This window comes from Micrococcus sp., from assembly GCF_034179925.1.
Taxonomy (GTDB): Bacteria; Actinomycetota; Actinomycetes; order Actinomycetales; family Micrococcaceae; genus Micrococcus.
On sequence record NZ_JAXFPG010000007.1, the window covers coordinates 49,698 to 66,647 of the forward strand.

The window sequence follows — 16,950 nt, forward strand, 5'->3', positions numbered from 1 at the left end:
TGGACGGGTTGATCCCGGGTGAGAGCTCGCCCCCGAGCCCCCTCGCGCGCCTGTGCGCGCCATGCGCCCGACCCGGACCACTGAGGAGAGAAACTGACCGTGGCTGAGAACCCCATCCGCGTCGCCATCGCCGGCGTGGGCAACTGTGCGACGTCCCTGATCCAGGGCGTGGAGTACTACCGGGACGCGAAGGCGTCGGACTCGGTGCCGGGCCTGATGCACGTGCAGTTCGGCGACTATCACGTCTCCGACCTCGACTTCGTGGCCGCCTTCGACGTGGACGCCAAGAAGGTCGGCCTGGACCTGTCCGAGGCGATCCTGGCCTCCGAGAACAACACCATCACCATCGCCGAGGTCCCCCACAAGGGCGTCGAGGTGCAGCGCGGCCCCACCCACGACGGCCTCGGCAAGTACTACAAGGAGACCATCGAGGAGTCCTCCGCGGAGCCCGTGGACGTGGTCCAGGCGCTCAAGGACGCGAAGGTCGACGTGCTGGTCTGCTACCTGCCCGTGGGCTCCCAGAAGGCCACCGAGTTCTACGCACAGGCCGCGATCGACGCCGGTGTGGCGTTCGTGAACGCCCTGCCCGTGTTCATCGCCGGCACCCAGGAGTGGGCGGACAAGTTCACCGCCGCAGGTGTGCCGATCGTGGGCGACGACATCAAGTCCCAGATCGGTGCGACCATCACCCACCGCGTGATGGCCCGCCTGTTCGAGGAGCGCGGCGTGCACCTGGACCGCACGTACCAGCTCAACGTGGGCGGCAACATGGACTTCAAGAACATGCTCGAGCGCGAGCGCCTGGAGTCCAAGAAGATCTCCAAGACCCAGGCCGTCACCTCCAACACCTCCGCCGCCCTGGGCGAGAAGGACGTGCACATCGGCCCCTCGGACTACGTGGCCTGGCTGGACGACCGCAAGTGGGCGTTCGTGCGCCTGGAGGGCCGCAACTTCGGCGACGCCCCCGTGTCCCTGGAGTACAAGCTCGAGGTGTGGGACTCCCCGAACTCGGCCGGTGTGATCATCGACGCCGTCCGCGCGGCGAAGATCGCCCTGGACCGCGGCATCGGCGGGCCGATCCTCTCGGCCTCGTCCTACTTCATGAAGTCCCCGCCCGTGCAGCACCACGACGAGGAGGCCCGCGAGCTCGTGGAGGCCTTCATCCGGGGCGAGATCGAGCGCTGACCGGACACCGGCCGGCCGCCGTGCGCGGCCGGCCGCGGTGGGGCAGACCCCGCCGGACCAGGACCCCCGTGCCGGGACGACCGGCCGGGGGTCCTGTGCTGTCCTGGGCCCGATCAGCCAAGGGTCCGCCCGGCCGGGGGCCCGCCTGGTCAGGGATGCAGCCCGGTCAGGGGCGCAGGCCCAGCCGCTCCTCGATGGTGAGCCGCACCAGCTGCGCGTAGATCTGCTGGCCGTTGCCACGCGGGTGCACCCCATCGGAGGCGAAGTCGCTCACGTACTGGCTGGCGGCGTCCCAGTCGGCCAGCACGATCCGGTCCGGGTGCGCGGCCACCTGTTCGGCCATCTGCCCCTGGATGTCCGCGATCCAGGCCATCGGCCCGTGCGGCACCACGAGCACCAGCAGCCGGTCCTCCCCCACCACGTCCAGGATCTTCTCCCAGTCGCCCCGGTGGGTGGTGCCGTTGGCACCGAGGGCGACCACCACGACGTCGCCGAGCTGCCCGCTGCCCTCGAGGCGCTTGAGCTCGTCGGCGGCATCCCAGATCTGGTAGCCGACCTCGGCCTCGATGAACATCCCCGGCATCTGCTCCAGCAGCATGGGGGCGGCGGACAGGGCCACCGAGTCCCCGAGGAGGGTCACCCGCTCCCCCACCCGGGAAGCCGGCAGGTCGGCGGTCAGATCGGCCTGGGAGAACTCCGGCCGGGTGACCGTGGGGTCGCCCCGGTTCGGGCCCTGCGTGGGCGTGGCCTCACCCTCGCTGGAGGAGGGTGTGGCGCCGGTGCCGGCGGAGGGGGGTGCGGTGCCGGCCTCGCCGCCCTCCACGGTCTGCGGCGGGCGCGGGGTGGCGTGCTGCTGCTGCGCCTGGCGCAGGGACTCCTCGGCGGCCGCGATGTCCTGTTCCAGCTGGGTCTGCGCCGGGGAGTGCACGACGGCGGCCACCGCCGCCGCGGGCACGGCCACGAGCGCGAGGGCCGCCGCCGCGGCGGCCACCCGGCCGGTGGCCCCGGCCTGGCCGGTCGCCGCGGCACGGGCGGCCTCGCTCCAGCGGGCGAAGGTGCCGCGGAAGCCCTGGTGGAGGATCGGCTCCTCGATGAGCCGGGTGCTCAGGTCCGCGAGCACCGCGGTGAGCAGCAGCACCGCACCGGCGGCGACGTGCTCAGCCCAGGCGGGCGCGTCCACAGGCACCAGGATCCGCATGATCACCAGCAGCGGCCAGTGCCACAGGTAGGCGGCGTAGGAGCGCCGGCCCCACCAGCGCAGGAACCCGTTGCCCAGGGCCCGGGAGAGAGAGTCCTGGCGGTCGCCCTGCACCACATGCCACACCAGGAACGCGACCACCGCCGCGATCAGGGCGAGCACCCCCCGGTAGGTGGAGGCGTGGGCGCCGTCCACGAGGGCGAAGGAGGTCATCAGCACGGCGATGCCGCCCCAGGCCAGGGCGGTCCGGCGGGCGGAGGTGTGCACGGCGGGGCCGCCGTCCTCGGGGCGGGGCAGATGGGTGAGTCCGAGCGCGACGGCGGCACCGAACAGCAGCCCGAACGCGTGGGTGTCCGTGCCGAAGTACAGGCGGGCCTGCGGGGCGCCCTGCAGGGAGGACCAGGCCATCCATGCGGCGGAGGCCAAGGCCAGGAGCACCACGATCAGCACACGGCGGCGGTCGGCGACCCTCCCGGAGGAGACGGTGTCACGCCGCGGCCAGGTCAGCAGGAGCAGGCCCCAGATCAGCAGAGGCCAGAACAGGTAGAACTGCTCCTCGATGGCCAGGGACCACAGGTGCTCGAACAGGGGCGGGGAGGCCCGGTTGAAGTAGTCCCCGCCCTCGAGGATCATCACCCAGTTGCTGGTGTAGGTGAGCGCGCCCAGCCATTGGCGGCCGAGCCCGGTGGGGAACTCCGCCACGGCCAGCCAGGCCAGCGCGGTGCAGGCCACGAGGGCGGTCACCATGGCGGGCACGAGCCGGCGGATGCGGCGCATCCAGAACGGGCCCAGGGCCACACCCCGGCCGGCGTCCACAGAGCGCACCAGGCCGGTGGTGATGAGGAACCCGGAGAGCACGAAGAACATGTCCACACCGATGAAGCCGCCGCGCAGGACCGCGGGCCAGGCGTGGAACACGAGCACGGCGAGCACCGCGATGCCGCGCAGCCCGTCGAGGGCGGTCACCCGCCCCGGGCCCAGGCTCTCCCGCGTACCACACCTGACCTGCCCTCCGGCGGTGTCCGCAGGGGGCAGGGACGCATGGCGGGGCGCGGCGGCCCCGGCGGGATTCTCTCGGCTCACAGCGGTCCATCATCCCACCCGCCCCTGGGCGGACACGGCGTGTTCGGGTCACGATTCGGACACCGTCGGCACCCCAGGACCGCCGGGGCGCCGGTGCGCTCAGAAGAGCCCGGTGACGGTGCCGTCGTCGGACACGTCCATGCGGTCCGCGGCCGGGGAGGCCGGCAGGCCAGGCATGGTCATGACGTCCCCGGTCAGGGCCACCACGAACCCCGCGCCGGTCTTCGCAGACAGCTCCCGCACGTGCACCGTGAACCCGTGGGGGGCGTTCAGGGCCTTCGGATCGTCCGAGAACGAGTACTGGGTCTTGGCCACGCACACGGGCAGCCGGTCCAGGCCCCGGTCCGCGAGCGCCCGCAGCTGCCGGCGGGCGAGGGCGGACCACTCCACACCGGTGCCGCGGTAGATGCGCCGGACCACGGCCTCCAGGCGTTCGGCGACGTCCATGTCCTCGTCCCAGAGGCCGGTGACCTCGGCCTGGGGCTCGCCGGGAGCGGGCAGCACCTGGCCGAGGGTGCGGGCGAGGTCGAGGGCGCCCTCGCCGCCGCGGCCCCAGACGTCCGCGAGGGCCACGTCGACGCCGTTCTCGGCGCCCCAGGCGCGCAGCACCTCGAGCTCGGCGGCGGTGTCCTGGGCGAAGCGGTTCACGGCGACGACGACGGGCACCCCGTAGGCCTGCATGTTCGCCACGTGCCGGGCGAGGTTGGCGGTGCCGGCGGTCAGGGCGCCGACGTGCTCGGCCTCGACGTCCGCGACGGGGCGCCCGTCCCGTTCGGCGATGACCTCCACACCGGCCTTCACGTCCGTCAGGGACATGCCGGACTGCAGCTTCAGGGCGCGGACGGTGGCCACAACAACCACGGCCGCGGGCGGGAAGCCGCCGGCCACGGAGGTGATGTCCATGAACTTCTGCCCGCCCAGGTCCGCGCCGAAGCCGGCCTCGGTGACCACGAGGTCCCCGAGGCGGCGGGCGGTGCGGGTGGCGATCACGGAGTTGGCGCCGTGGGCGATGTTCGCGAAGGGTCCGCCGTGCACGAGGGCGGGGGTGCCGCCGAGGGTCTGCACGAGGTTCGGCTTGATGGCGTCCTTGAGGAGCACGGCCATGGCGCCCTGCGCACCGTGGGGGCCGATCTGGGAGGCGGTGACCGGTTCGCCGTCGTAGGTGTGGCCCACGGTGATGCGGCCGAGGCGGGCCTTGAGGTCGGCGAGGTCCGCGGCGAGGCAGAACACGGCCATGGTCTCGGTGGCCACGGTGATCTCGAACCCGCCTTCGCGGGGCACGCCCTGGGCGCGGCCGCCGAGGCCGGTGACCACGTGGCGCAGGGCGCGGTCGTTCATGTCGAGGGCGCGCTTGATGGTGATGGTGCGCGGGTCGATGCCGAGCACGTTGCCCTGCTGGATGTGGTTGTCCACGAGGGCGCACAGCAGGTTGTGCGCGGAGGTGATGGCGTGGAAGTCGCCGGTGAAGTGCAGGTTGATGTCCTCCATGGGCACCACCTGGGCGTGGCCGCCGCCGGTGGCACCGCCCTTGATGCCGAACACCGGCCCCAGGGAGGGTTCGCGCAGGGCGACGACGGTGCGCGCCCCGGCGACGGCGGCGGGGGCGTCCGCGTGGGAGGCCAGCAGGTTGAGCCCGTCGGCCAGGCCCACGGTGACGGTGGTCTTGCCCTCGCCGGCCGGCGTCGGGCTGATGCCGGTGACGAGCACGACCCTGCCGTGCTCGGGTGCGTCCAGTGCGTGCACGTCTACCTTGGCCATGTGACGGCCGTAGGGGATCAGCAGCTCCTCGTCGATGCCGGCGTCCGCGGCGATCTGGGCGATGGGGCGGATCGGGTGGGCGGCGGCGATCTGTGCGTCGGTCTTCGGGGCCAGGCTCATGGGTCCGATCCTGCCATTGACGCTCAGTGCTCGCCGTCCACGGAGCCGTTCGCGACGTCACGCACCCGCCGGGCCGTCGGCCACGGCCGGCGGGTCCGGGGGGCTCAGTCAGCCGGGCCAGGGCGGCCTCAGTCCTCGGCGTCCTCCCGGGCCTCCGGCTGCTCGGCCCACCAGCGGCGCAGCTCGGCCTCGGCCTCGGCCTGCTTGTGCGGGCCCTCGTCGAGCCGCCACTCGAGCAGGTGCCGGTAGGCCCGGCCCACCGCCGGGCCGGGGCGGATCCCCAGCAGCGCCATGATCTGCTCGCCGTCCAGGTCGGGCCGGACGGCGGCGAGCTCCTCGGCCTCGGCCAGCTCCTCGATGCGGCGCTCGAGGTCGTCGTAGGCGTGGGAGAGCCGTTCGGCCTTGCGCCGGTTGCGGGTGGTCACGTCGGAGCGGGTGAGGGCGTGCAGCCGCGGCAGCAGGTCTCCGGCGTCGTGCACGTACCGGCGCACGGCCGAGTCCGTCCACCCGGAGTCCCCGTACCCGTAGAAGCGCATGTGCAGCTCCACGAGCCGGGCCACGGACTTGATCGTGTCGTTGTCGAACTTCAGGGCCCGCATCCGCTTGCGCACCAGCTTCGCGCCCACGGCCTCGTGGTGGCGGAAGCTGACCGCCCCGCCCTTCTCGAAGCGGCGGGTGGCGGGCTTGCCGACGTCGTGCAGCAGCGCCGCCAGGCGCAGCACCAGGTCCGGGGAGGTCGGGGCGTACCGCTCCTCCTCCGCGATGGCCTGCTCGAGCACGGTGAGCGAGTGCGCGTAGACGTCCTTGTGGCGGTGCTGCTGGTCCGATTCCAGGCGCAGCGCCGGCAGCTCGGGGAGCACATGGTCGGCCAGGCCGGTGCGGACCAGCAGGTCCAGGCCGGCCCGGGGGTCGCGGCCGCACACGAGCTTCACGAGCTCCTCGCGGACCCGCTCGGCGGAGATGATCGTGATCCGCTCGGCCATGTCCGTCATGGCCTGTTCCACCTCCGGGGCCACCGCGAACCCGAGCTGGGAGGCGAAGCGGGCCGCGCGCATCATGCGCAGCGGGTCGTCGGAGAAGGACTCCTCGGGGGTGCCGGGGGTGCGCAGCACACCTGCGGCGAGGTCACGCACCCCGCCGTGGGGGTCCACGAGCTCCATGGCGGGCAGGCGCAGGGCCATCGCGTTGACGGTGAAGTCCCGGCGCAGCAGGTCGTCCTCGAGGCTGTCGCCGAAGGCCACCTGCGGCTTCCGGGAGGCGGGATCGTACTGCTCGGCCCGGTAGGTGGTCACCTCCAGCTGCCAGCCGTCCTTCTGGAAGCCGATGGTGCCGAAGCGCCGGCCCACGTCCCAGGTGGCCTCGGCCCAGCCGGCGCCCACGCGCTCGGTGGCGTCCGGGTCCGCGTCCGTGGTGAAGTCCAGGTCCACCACGGGCCGGCCCAGGAAGAGGTCCCGCACGGGCCCGCCCACAAGGGACAGCTCGTGCCCGGCGGCCTCGAACCGCCGCCCCAGCTCCACGACGACGGCGGGCAGCGAGGCGTCCGCGGGCAGGCCGGCGGGCAGGGGGTGGGTCTGGGCGGGGTTCTCCATGATGGGTACCAGGGTGCCAGATCCTCGGGTGCGGGCCCGGCACCGGCCCACGGGCCCCGCGTTAGAGTGGACCGCATGACCGCCCCCGACCCCTCCTCGCGCCGGGGCGCTCCCCTGCCCTCCGCGCTCGGAGCCGTGCGTCGGCGTCCGATCCCCCAGAAGCCGGTCCCCTCCCCCGCCCCGGCCCCCCGTTCCGGCTCGGCCTCCGGCCTGCCCACCGTGGAGGAGGTCTCCGCCGGTGGGATCGTCATCCGCGAGCACGAGGGCACCCTGGAGGTCGCCGTGATCGCCCGGTACAACCGCGGCGGACGGCTCGAGTGGTGCCTGCCCAAGGGCCACCCGGAGGGCGCGGAGGACCACCGCCAGGCCGCGGTGCGGGAGGTCGAGGAGGAGACCGGGATCGCCGGGCACATCCTGGAGCCGCTCGGGTCCATCGACTACTGGTTCACCGTGTCCCGGCACCGGGTGCACAAGACCGTCCACCACTTCCTGCTGCGCGCCACCGGTGGGGAGCTCACCACGGAGAACGACCCGGACCATGAGGCCGTGGACGTCGCGTGGGTGCGCCTCGAGGACGTCGCCCGCCGCCTCTCGTTCGCCAACGAGCGGCGGATCGTGGACCTGGCCCGGCAGGTCCTGCACCACCACTTCCCCCCGACCTCCGGGCCGGGGCGTCCCTGATCCGCCCGCTCGACCCGCCCCCGGGCGGGTCCCTGTCATGAGGGGTGACCCTTGAGCAGCAGCTCCGTCCGCAGCGCCTCCCCCGGCCCCCGCCGGGGCACGCCCCGCCACGCATGGATCCCCGAGTCGGACGCCCGCCTCGGGGTTGTCGACCCCGCCCCCGGTGAGCCGGAGGGGTCCGCCGCCGTGGACGCCGTCGGCCCCGCCGAACGGGTGCCCGAGGGTGAACGACGCGCGGGCCGCTCCGCCGCGATCATGGCCTCGGGCACGCTCGTGTCCCGGGTGCTGGGGTTCGTGCGCGCCGCCCTGCTGACTGTGGCCATCGGCGCCACCGGCACCATGGTGGACGTCTTCGAGATGGCGAACTCCCTGCCGAACGTGATCTACATGCTGCTCGTGGGCGGCGTGTTCAACGTGGTGCTCGTCCCCCAGCTCATCAAGCACGCCAAGGACGCCGACCGCGGCGCGGACTACACCTCCCGCCTGATGACCCTGGCGGGCCTGGTGATGCTCGGCGCCACCGGCCTGATCGTGCTCGCCGCCGCCCCCATCATGGGGGCCCTCACCCGGGCCTGGTCCCCGGAGATGCTGCAGATGGGCACCGTGTTCGCCCTCTGGTGCCTGCCGCAGGTGTTCTTCTACGGCATGTACGCGCTCGTCGGCCAGGTGCTCAACGCCAACGGACGCTTCGGCGCCTACATGTGGGCGCCGGTGCTGAACAACGTGGTGGCGATCGGCACGCTCCTGCTCTACATCGGCATGTTCGGGGCCTATGCGGGCCAGGACCGTTTCGACTCCTGGACGGGCACCCAGACCCTCGTGCTGGCCGGCGGGCACACGCTCGGCGTCGTCCTGCAGGCGCTCATCCTGTTCCTGCCGCTGCGCTCCCTCGGGCTGGGGCTGCGGCCCCGCTTCGGCTGGCGCGGCATGGGGCTGCGCCACACGGGGCGGATCGCCGGGTACACCCTGGTGACCATGGCGGTCAGCAATGTGGTGTTGCTGCTCACCCAGCGGTACATCAGCACGGCCACGGAGGCCCGCCGCACCCTCTCCGAACATGTGCCCGGCACGGAGGCGTGGGCGGACCCGTTCGCGCAGGCCGCCATCCCGGGCCTGGCCGCCTACAACCTGGCGCTGCTGATCACGGTGCTGCCCCACTCGGTGTTCGTGCTGTCCCTGGCCACCGTGTACTTCAACCGTCTGGCCCGGTCCATGGATGCCGGGGATCTGCCCGCCGTCCGGGACACCACCCGCCTGGGCCTGCGCCTGTTCGCGGTGCCGCTGCTGTTCTGCTTCGCCGCGATCGTGGTGCTCGCCGGCCCCCTCGGGCGCCTGTTCGGTTCGACGGCGGACACCGCCCGGGTGGCCGGCCTCGCCGTGGGCGCGATGATCCTGCTGATGGCCCTGTCCATCCCGTTCCGCTCCGGCAGCTTCTACCTGCTGCGCGTGTTCTACGCCGCCGAGGACCCGAAGGTGCCCATGGTGGTGCAGATCAGCACCTCCGTGGTGGCTCTGGGCGCGGCGACCGTCGGCGCTCTCCTGCTGCCCGGATGGACTCTGGGCCTGGTGGTGGCCGGTGCCGCGACCCTGGGCCACGTCTACCAGTTCGTTGTGGCCCATGTGCTCACGGTGCGCCGCTTCGGGGACTACGGCACCGCCTCGGTGCTGCGCGCCTACGCCCAGACGGGCCTGGCGGGGCTCGCGGCGGGGGTGGCCGGTGCCGTCGTCGTGTGGCTGATGGGCGGCTACTCGAGCGGGTTCGCGTGGGATTCGATCGGCACGGCCGTGCTCACGTGTGCGGCGGCGGCCGCGGTGATGGGCCCCGTGTACCTGCTGGTGCTGCGGGTGCAGGGGTTCCCGGAGCTGCAGGCGGCACTGGGGCCGCTCGCCCGCCGGGTGCCGGGGATGTCCCGGGTGCTCGGCGCCCGCTGACCGGCCGCCGTCTCCTGCCCGTTGCCCGTTCCGCTCACATATCATCGGGAATCAGCCCCGTTCGTCAGGAGAGAAGCCCGTGCCTCAGCCCATCGCCGTCGGTTCCGTCCTGGGCGGCCGCTACCGCGTCACCTCCCACGTGGTCACCTCCGCGGACCAGGACATGGTCTTCGAGGGGACGGACCAGGTCCTCAACCGGCAGGTGCACATCCTGGTGGCGTCCCTGGAGAACGCGACGCAGGTGGCCTCCTCCGCGCGTGAGCTCGCCACGGGCGAGCGGCAGGAGGACGTCCAGGTGCTGGATCTGGGCCTGAGCGAGGGGCGCACGTATCTGATTGCCGGGGGCGCCCCGGACCCGGACGTGCTGCTGGGGCTGGCGTACCCGCAGCAGCTCCATGTGGAGCCGTTCCAGACCGACACGCTGGGCTCGGAGATCTTCGGGGAGTCCCGCACCGGGGAGGCCCACGAGTACGACGACGACGAGGCCTACTACACGGACCTCGACCGCCGGCTGCGCGCCGACGAGCGTCAGAGCAGCCGCCGTCCGGGCTTCCTCAGCCGCCTGTCCGACCGCCTGAACGAGCGGGTGCGTCCGGCCGATGGCACCGCGGCGAAGGCGGCCGCGGGCGCCTCGGCCCTGGCCGCGGCCGACGCCGCCACCCGAGCCCAGCTGGCGGAGCGCGAGCGTGCCGAGCGTGAGGCCCGGGAGGCGAAGGAGCGCGAGGCGGAGGAGACGGCGCGCGAGGCGCGCGAAGCGGAGGAGAGGGCGCGGCAGGAGGCCGAAGCCGCGGAGGAGAGGGCCGAGCAGGAGCGCCAGGACGCGGTGCGCCGTGAGGCGGAGGAGGCCGAGATCGCCCGCCGCAGGGCGGCCGCGGAGAGCACCGCCACGGTCGCGACGCCTGTTGTGCCCGCCCCGTCTGCGGAGGTCCCCGCTGAGGGGGGCCCCGCAGAGCCTGCGGCGCCCGCACCCCGGGCGGGCCGGCTGCGGCCCGTCCCGCGACGGGCCCTGGACGGTGAGGCCGGCGCCGCCGAGGCCGCGGCGACGGAGACGACCACCGACCACGATGCGACCGGAACGGCCGCCGGTGCCGGTGCTGCAGCAGGGGCGGCCGGTGCCGCCAGTGCTGCCGGGGCGGCGGCCGCAGCGGCGGGCACGGCCACGGCCGCCACCCCGGGCGCCCCCGCCGGCGACGCCGCGGACACCGCCCCCGCCGCAGCCCTGACCACCCCCACGGACGAGGCCGCCGAGCCCGTCCGCGAGGAGACCTCCCAGGACGAGCCGCGCCGACCGTTCCCCTGGGGGCTGGCCGCCCTGCTGGCACTGCTGCTCGTGGGGGCCACCGTGGCCGGCTTCCTGCTGCTCGGGCAGAACCTCGGACGGACGCCCACCGGGCCCGCGCCGACGTCGACCGCCCCCGCCGCACCGGCGTCCCCGACGACGGCCGCCTCCCCCACCCCCGCACCGGCCGACACCGACGCCCCGGCCGGCGTCGCACCCGCACCGGTGGCCGTGACCCGCGTGGTCCCGGACATGCCCGCCCTCGAGGCGGACAACGACGCCACCCTCGGCAACCTGATCGACGGGAACCCGGCCACCGCCTGGCAGAGCTACACGTACCAGCGGCCGAACTTCGGCGGCTACGTGGGCAGCATGAACGTGGTGATGCAGCTGCAGCAGCGCGCGGCCGTGCAGGAGGTGGTGGTGCAGCACCAGGGCGCCACCGGCGGCGCGTGGACGGCCTACGTGGCGGACAGCGCCACCGGGGCCAACGCCCGCCAGATCGGTGCCGGCTCCTTCGACGAGGACCGCATCTCCATTCCCGCCGGCGGTGCGGAGGGCCAGTACGTGATCTTCACCATCACCTCCCTGCCGCAGCTGGAGAACTCGCAGGCCCTCCCCTACGGGGTGCGCCTCACCGAGATCTCGGTCCGCTGACCGGCCCCCTGGAATAGCCCCTCACTGTCCTCCGTTGACCGGAGGACGCCGCACACCCCCGACCCCCTGGAGGAACCCCGTGGCATCCGCCGAGCAGGACCAGACCGTCCGCAACGTCGCCATCATCGGCTCCGGCCCCGCCGGCTACACGGCCGCGATCTACACGGCCCGCGCCCACCTGGAGCCCGTGGTGATCGCCGGCGCGGTGACCGCCGGCGGCGAGCTGATGAACACCACCGAGGTGGAGAACTTCCCCGGCTTCCCCGAGGGGATCATGGGCCCGGACCTCATGGCCGCCATGGAAGCCCAGGCGCGCCGGTTCGAGGCCGAGGTGGTGTTCGACGACGTCGTGGAGGCCGATCTCACTTCCTCCCCCAAGGTGCTCACCCTGGGCGACGGCACCGTGATCCGCGCCCACGCCGTGATCCTCACGACCGGCTCCGCGTACCGCGAGCTGGGCGTGGAGGGTGAGAAGCGCCTGTCCGGGCACGGGGTGAGCTGGTGCGCCACGTGCGACGGCTTCTTCTTCCGTGAGAAGGAGGTGGCGGTGGCCGGCGGCGGGGACTCCGCGATGGAGGAGGCCCTGTTCCTCACGAAGTTCGCCACCACCGTGCATGTGCTGGTGCGCCGTTCTGAGCTGCGCGCCTCGAAGATCATGGCGCGCCGGGCCATGGAGAACGAGCGGATCCGCTTCCACTGGAACACGGAGGTCGTGGAGGCCCGTGGCGATGACGCGCTGCAGTCCCTGCGCCTGCGGGACACCGTGACCGGCGAGGAGTCCTCCCTGGAGGTCAGCGGCCTGTTCGTGGCGATCGGCTTCGACCCGCGCACGGACCTCGTGAAGGGCCAGCTGGAGCTCACCGAGCACGGCACCATCGCCATCGACCACCCGTCCTCGCGCACGTCCCTGCCGGGCGTGTTCGCCGCCGGCGACGTCACGGACCACACGTACCGCCAGGCCATCACCGCGGCGGGCTCGGGCTGCGTGGCCGCCCAGGACGTCGAGCACTTCCTGGCCTCGGTCGCCGAGGTCGAGGACGCCGTCCCCGCACCGCCGCAGTCCGACGCCAACCCGGCATGATCGTCCCCCGGGACGCCCTTGGTGCATGTCAGGGGTGTTCCGGGAGAGACTCCTGACACATCATCACTCCACCCGACCATTCCGGCCCCCGGAAACCGCCTGAGGAGGCACCCATGAGCACCATCACCGTCACCGACGCCGACTTCCAGGAGAAGGTCCTGGACTCCGAGCTGCCCGTCCTCGTGGACTTCTGGGCCGAGTGGTGCGGCCCGTGCCGCATGCTGGGCCCGGTGCTGGACGAGATGGCCGCCGAGCACGAGGGCACGGTGGTCATCGCCAAGCTCAACGTGGACGAGAACCCGGCCTCTGCGGCTCGGTACGGCGTCACCTCCATCCCGCTGGTGCTCGGCTTCCGGGGCGGCGAGAAGGTCGCCGAGTCCGTGGGCGCCAAGCCCAAGCCGCAGCTCGAGAAGGAGTTCGCCGACCTGCTCGGCTGACCCCGCTCCCCCACGCACGAGGGGCCCGCTACCGGATGGGTGGCGGGCCCCTCGTGCGTGGGAGTCCTCGTGCGTGGGGGTCAGTCCTGCCCGCGGTCTCCCTGGATCAGGTCCATGATCCGGTTGAGGTCCTCGACGGAGGTGAAGTCGATGGCGATCTTCCCCTTGCGGGCGCCGAGGGTGATCTTCACCTGGGTGTCCAGCTTCGAAGTGAGCGCGTTCGCGAAGTAGTCGAGGCGCTCGTGGCGGGCGTCGTCCCGGGTGCGGGTGGCCCGGGGAGCCGGGCGCACCGCGCCCTGGAGCTGGGCGACGGCGTCCTCCGTGGCCCGCACGGACAGGCCTTCGGAGACGACGCGCTGGGCGAGCCGCTCCATCTCGGCCGGTTCGGTGAGGCCGAGCAGGGCGCGGGCGTGGCCAGCGGAGAGGGTGCCGGCGGCCACGCGACGCTGCACGAGCGGGGGCAGGCGGAGCAGGCGCAGCGTGTTGGAGATCTGCGGGCGGGAGCGGCCGATGCGCTGGGAGAGTTCCTCCTGCGTGCAGGAGAAGTCCTCCATCAGCTGCTGGTAGGCGGCGGCCTCTTCCAGAGGATTCAACTGGGACCGGTGGAGGTTCTCCAGGAGGGCGTCGCGGAGGAGGTTGTGGTCCGGGGTCTGGCGGACGATCGCGGGGATCGTCTCGCGGCCGGCGAGCTGGGAGGCGCGCCAGCGGCGTTCGCCCATGATGAGCTCGTAGGGAGTGGGCCCGGAGGCCTCCCGGACGACGACCGGCTGCAGGACGCCGACCTCCTGGATGGAGGTGACCAGTTCCGCCATGTGCTCTTCGTCGAACACCTCACGCGGCTGGCGGGGGTTCGGGTGGATCTCCCCCACCGGGATCTCCCGCAGCACGGCAATGTCCGGGGAGACGATGCCGGGGGTTGTGGTGGTGGGGGCGGCAGAGGAGGTGCCCGTAGCCTGGCCCGCCTCCGTGGGGGTGGCGGACTCGGTGGAGGTGTTCTCCGGGGCCGGCGCGCTCTCGGTGACTTCAGCGCGGTCACGACGCCGGCTCGGGGCCGAAATGGTGGGCATCGCCGGACGTGCGGCGGCACCGGTGCGACGTCCCTGCGCAGTGCCGCCGGCCTGGCTGGCCTCCTGAGCGGCGGGGTCCGTGGAGGTGAAGAAGATGTCCGCCGGACGCTGACGCGTCCGCGTGGACGAGGCCGGCGAGGGGGCGGCGGTGGCCTCCGGGGTTGCGGGTTCCGCGGAGGTCGCGAGCTCCGTAGAAGCGACCGCGACGGACTCCTGGGAGGCCGTGTCAGCGTCCGTGGGGGCTGGTGCGGCGGCCGTGGAGCTCTTGGAGCTCTTGGTGGCCTTCCGGGGCTTCTCGCCGGACTGGGGGGCGGGCTGGGAGGTGGTGCCCTCGCCTGCCAGGGGTGCTGCGGCGGTAGTCGATGCCTCCTGGGAGGCAGCGGCGGTAGCGGCGGAGTCGCCTGCGGCCTTGTCCGAGGGGATCGGAAGTTCTGCGGTGCTCTGGATGAGCGCGCCCAGGCCTCGGCCCAGACCTCCACGACGGCTTGATTTCACGGATCCTCCTCCATGCGACGGTTCGGCCTTCATTGTAGGTGTCCGAGCCCCCACGGGAGTGTCGCCGGGGGCCTGGACTGAGGCATGCCCACGTGACCATGGTGTGTTCCACGTGAAACATCCGCCGTCTCACGATGCTCTCCTGCCATCCCCTTGCCCGTCCCTGCCGGCTTTCGCGCCTTCCCTCGAAAGTGCGTCCATCTCCCACACTGCACTGCACAGATGCGGTCGAGGAATCCGGCCTGGTTCTTTCGGTCCTCCCCCTGGATCCGGATTTCTGTGTCCTTCCTGGCCTGGCGTTCGCTTCTGTTACTTCTGCCGTTCTCCATTCCATTCCTCTCGGGGCTGTCACCTCCTTCGGGGGCCGGGACCGCATGCGATCACCTGCAGGAGCTCTTGTGGAGAGAAGCACGGGGCTGAGCGACGATCACTATGACCCGCCCTTCCATCGAGAGCGTTTCACGTGAAACATGCGCGCCCGAGTCGGGTCAGAGGGGCTGTCGGCAGCGGTCTCAGGCTGGCACCGGACTAGAGTTTATCCAGCCGATCTGGGTGTTCATAGGGGTCATGACCGTTGCTAGTGCCGGGTCTGCTGCCCTATCCCCTCCCCGGCTGGGCTACACGGACTGCGCTCGTCTGGGCAGTCAACACCGGTGCGTCGGGGGCCGCTCCATCCGGGGCATCGGTCGAGACCGGTGCAATGTGCCTCTGCATCGGCGGTGCTCGGCCCCGTGTTGGTGGTTTCGGAGGCGATATGCGGGCCCGTTTCACGTGAAACACCGGTGACCATGACCAGTTCTTCCCTGTTATGCCAAGTTGAAATCCAGACGCTCTGCTTCACTTCGAGCAGATAATCGACCCTTCTCCTGCACATCATTCCACTTCTTATGGTCAGCGAATAACGTTTCTCATTCCTGATGATGCGTGAGCCTCTCGCTGCAATCCAGATTCTTCTCTCAGGAGTGGGGGTGATTCTCTCTGCTATCGAGGGGGTGATGCGGATGCGATGCAGGCTCCTCCTGGGCTGTCATCCACGCCCTTCTGGAATCTACCAACGTCCGTTCCATCGCTCCTGTTCGGCCCAGGGAGTCGTGCAGGGGGATGTGTTTCACGTGAAACGGTGAAGGCATGAGGGCCGGTAGGGTTCCACTGAAATGCCCGAGCATGGCCTAGCGCTGTGGCCGTCGCCTGCTGTTTCACGTGAAACATGAGCGCGGGGTGATTCCGGCGATGGGTCGGGCTGCCCTTGAGGGTGGACACCCCTGTTGATGGCGCGGGTCAAAGCCGGCTCCCAAGCGGTGATGTGGAAGGTCGTCTCGGACAGGCCGAGGAGCGATCACCGGGGCGGCCTGCATTCGTTTCACGTGAAACGGCGCCTACGAGAGAGCCGGGGCTGGGCGGTGTCGCGGCAGGAGGGCGCTGCTCGGCACCTGGCTCTGGCTCTGGCTCTGGCTCTGGCTCTGGCTCTGGCTCTGGCTCTGGCTCTGGCTCTGGCTCTGGCTCTGGCTCTGGCTCTGGAAGATGGTCTCGCAGCGCTCTGACCGGACAGGTCGCCCTGCCCATCTCGATGCAGACCGGCCAGGGGCGCAGGGGGCGGAGAGTGTCCCTCGAGGGATAGGCGGGTGCACATCGTCCAGCCTCGTCTCTTCGGTGTATACAAAGCACCGGCGGCGGTTTCACGGCGAGGTGAGGAGGGTGGGAGCGAGCAGGAGTTATCCACTGCAGTTGTCCACATATCAACAGATCCCGCTAGAACAAGATGCTGTATTTACCCTTTAGTCCATCGTTTGAGCTGTGAGGGCCTGTGAATGAGTCCCTGTGGACAGCACTGAACTGCTCGGAGAATCCCCATGCCGAGGGCGCTGATCCAGATCCAGGCGCGGCCTTGGGTGTCGCCGCGCCAGTGTTCCCCGGACACGCGATGGGGGAGTGGTGGTGCAGGAGGCGTTCGCACTCACGGGCCGATCGGCAGGTAGGGGAGACTCCGAACCACGTTCGGGCTTCATCGACGCGATGTCGTCTCCCCGCCTGACGCTGCTGCAGCGGGGCCCATGCAGGGCAGGGATCTGCCGATTGCCCTGCGGAGCCGAGCAACGAGTACTGGAAAGGGGCGGAGGGGCGCCGCTAACGGAGCTGGGGACGGCCGAGGAGGCACAGGCGCTGGGGCCCCGTGGGGAGGTGGGGGATGAGGCGAGAGCAGGGGCGCGCAGGGCTCGCCAGGCACGCATCAGGATTGTGCCAGCGCCCAGCCCTCACTCTTCACCAGCAGGCCTCTCCTCAGCCCCCACCTCATCGGCGCCCCCCACGACACGCGCCGGCCCGGGCGGTTGACCGGCAACCGACCCGCCCGCGGGGGGGGTTTTGGGGTAATCAAACCGGACAAGGGGG

Annotated in this window: 10 protein-coding genes; 6 read left to right on the top strand and 4 right to left on the bottom strand. The window is 71.8% G+C overall.

What is annotated here, in order from left to right; genetic code table 11:
- Positions 1-99 precede the first annotated feature (99 nt).
- Positions 100-1,185 (top strand): inositol-3-phosphate synthase, encoded by a 1,086-nt coding sequence (locus SPI96_RS01475; protein ID WP_321080592.1) that lies wholly within the window; start codon positions 100-102, stop codon positions 1,183-1,185.
- A gap of 166 nt (positions 1,186-1,351) precedes the next feature.
- On the opposite strand, the gene SPI96_RS01480 is transcribed toward SPI96_RS01475, so the two are convergent.
- The 3 genes from SPI96_RS01480 to SPI96_RS01490 form a co-directional block, all read right to left on the bottom strand.
- Positions 1,352-3,349 carry an acyltransferase family protein gene (locus SPI96_RS01480; protein ID WP_321080593.1) on the bottom strand — a complete coding sequence of 666 codons (1,998 nt, stop codon included), beginning with the start codon at positions 3,347-3,349 and terminating at the stop codon, positions 1,352-1,354.
- A 216-nt stretch (positions 3,350-3,565) separates the two neighbouring features.
- A complete protein-coding gene (locus SPI96_RS01485; RefSeq protein WP_321080594.1) occupies positions 3,566-5,344 on the bottom strand; it encodes a formate--tetrahydrofolate ligase in 1,779 nt (592 codons plus the stop codon).
- 128 nt (positions 5,345-5,472) lie between these two features.
- On the bottom strand, positions 5,473-6,933 hold the full coding sequence (locus SPI96_RS01490) for a CCA tRNA nucleotidyltransferase (protein ID WP_321080595.1): 1,461 nt from the start codon (positions 6,931-6,933) through the stop codon (positions 5,473-5,475).
- A 75-nt stretch (positions 6,934-7,008) separates the two neighbouring features.
- On the opposite strand from SPI96_RS01490, the gene SPI96_RS01495 reads away from it, so the two are divergent.
- From SPI96_RS01495 to trxA, 5 genes are all read left to right on the top strand, one after another.
- Positions 7,009-7,614, top strand: coding sequence for an NUDIX hydrolase (locus tag SPI96_RS01495; protein ID WP_321080596.1), 606 nt, complete (start codon positions 7,009-7,011; stop codon positions 7,612-7,614).
- Between the two features lie 51 nt (positions 7,615-7,665).
- A complete protein-coding gene (gene murJ / locus SPI96_RS01500; RefSeq protein ID WP_321080597.1) occupies positions 7,666-9,546 on the top strand; it encodes a murein biosynthesis integral membrane protein MurJ in 1,881 nt (626 codons plus the stop codon).
- A gap of 79 nt (positions 9,547-9,625) precedes the next feature.
- Positions 9,626-11,482: a hypothetical protein gene (locus SPI96_RS01505; RefSeq protein ID WP_321080598.1), complete on the top strand. Its 1,857-nt coding sequence runs from the start codon at positions 9,626-9,628 to the stop codon at positions 11,480-11,482.
- A gap of 79 nt (positions 11,483-11,561) precedes the next feature.
- A complete protein-coding gene (gene trxB / locus SPI96_RS01510) occupies positions 11,562-12,563 on the top strand; it encodes a thioredoxin-disulfide reductase (RefSeq protein WP_321080599.1) in 1,002 nt (333 codons plus the stop codon).
- 113 nt (positions 12,564-12,676) lie between these two features.
- On the top strand, positions 12,677-13,000 hold the full coding sequence (trxA, locus tag SPI96_RS01515; RefSeq protein WP_321080600.1) for a thioredoxin: 324 nt from the start codon (positions 12,677-12,679) through the stop codon (positions 12,998-13,000).
- Between the two features lie 80 nt (positions 13,001-13,080).
- Here the strand turns inward: trxA and SPI96_RS01520 are convergent, their stop codons facing one another.
- A complete protein-coding gene (locus tag SPI96_RS01520) occupies positions 13,081-14,562 on the bottom strand; it encodes a ParB/RepB/Spo0J family partition protein (protein ID WP_321080601.1) in 1,482 nt (493 codons plus the stop codon).
- Between the last annotated feature and the right edge of the window lie 2,388 nt (positions 14,563-16,950).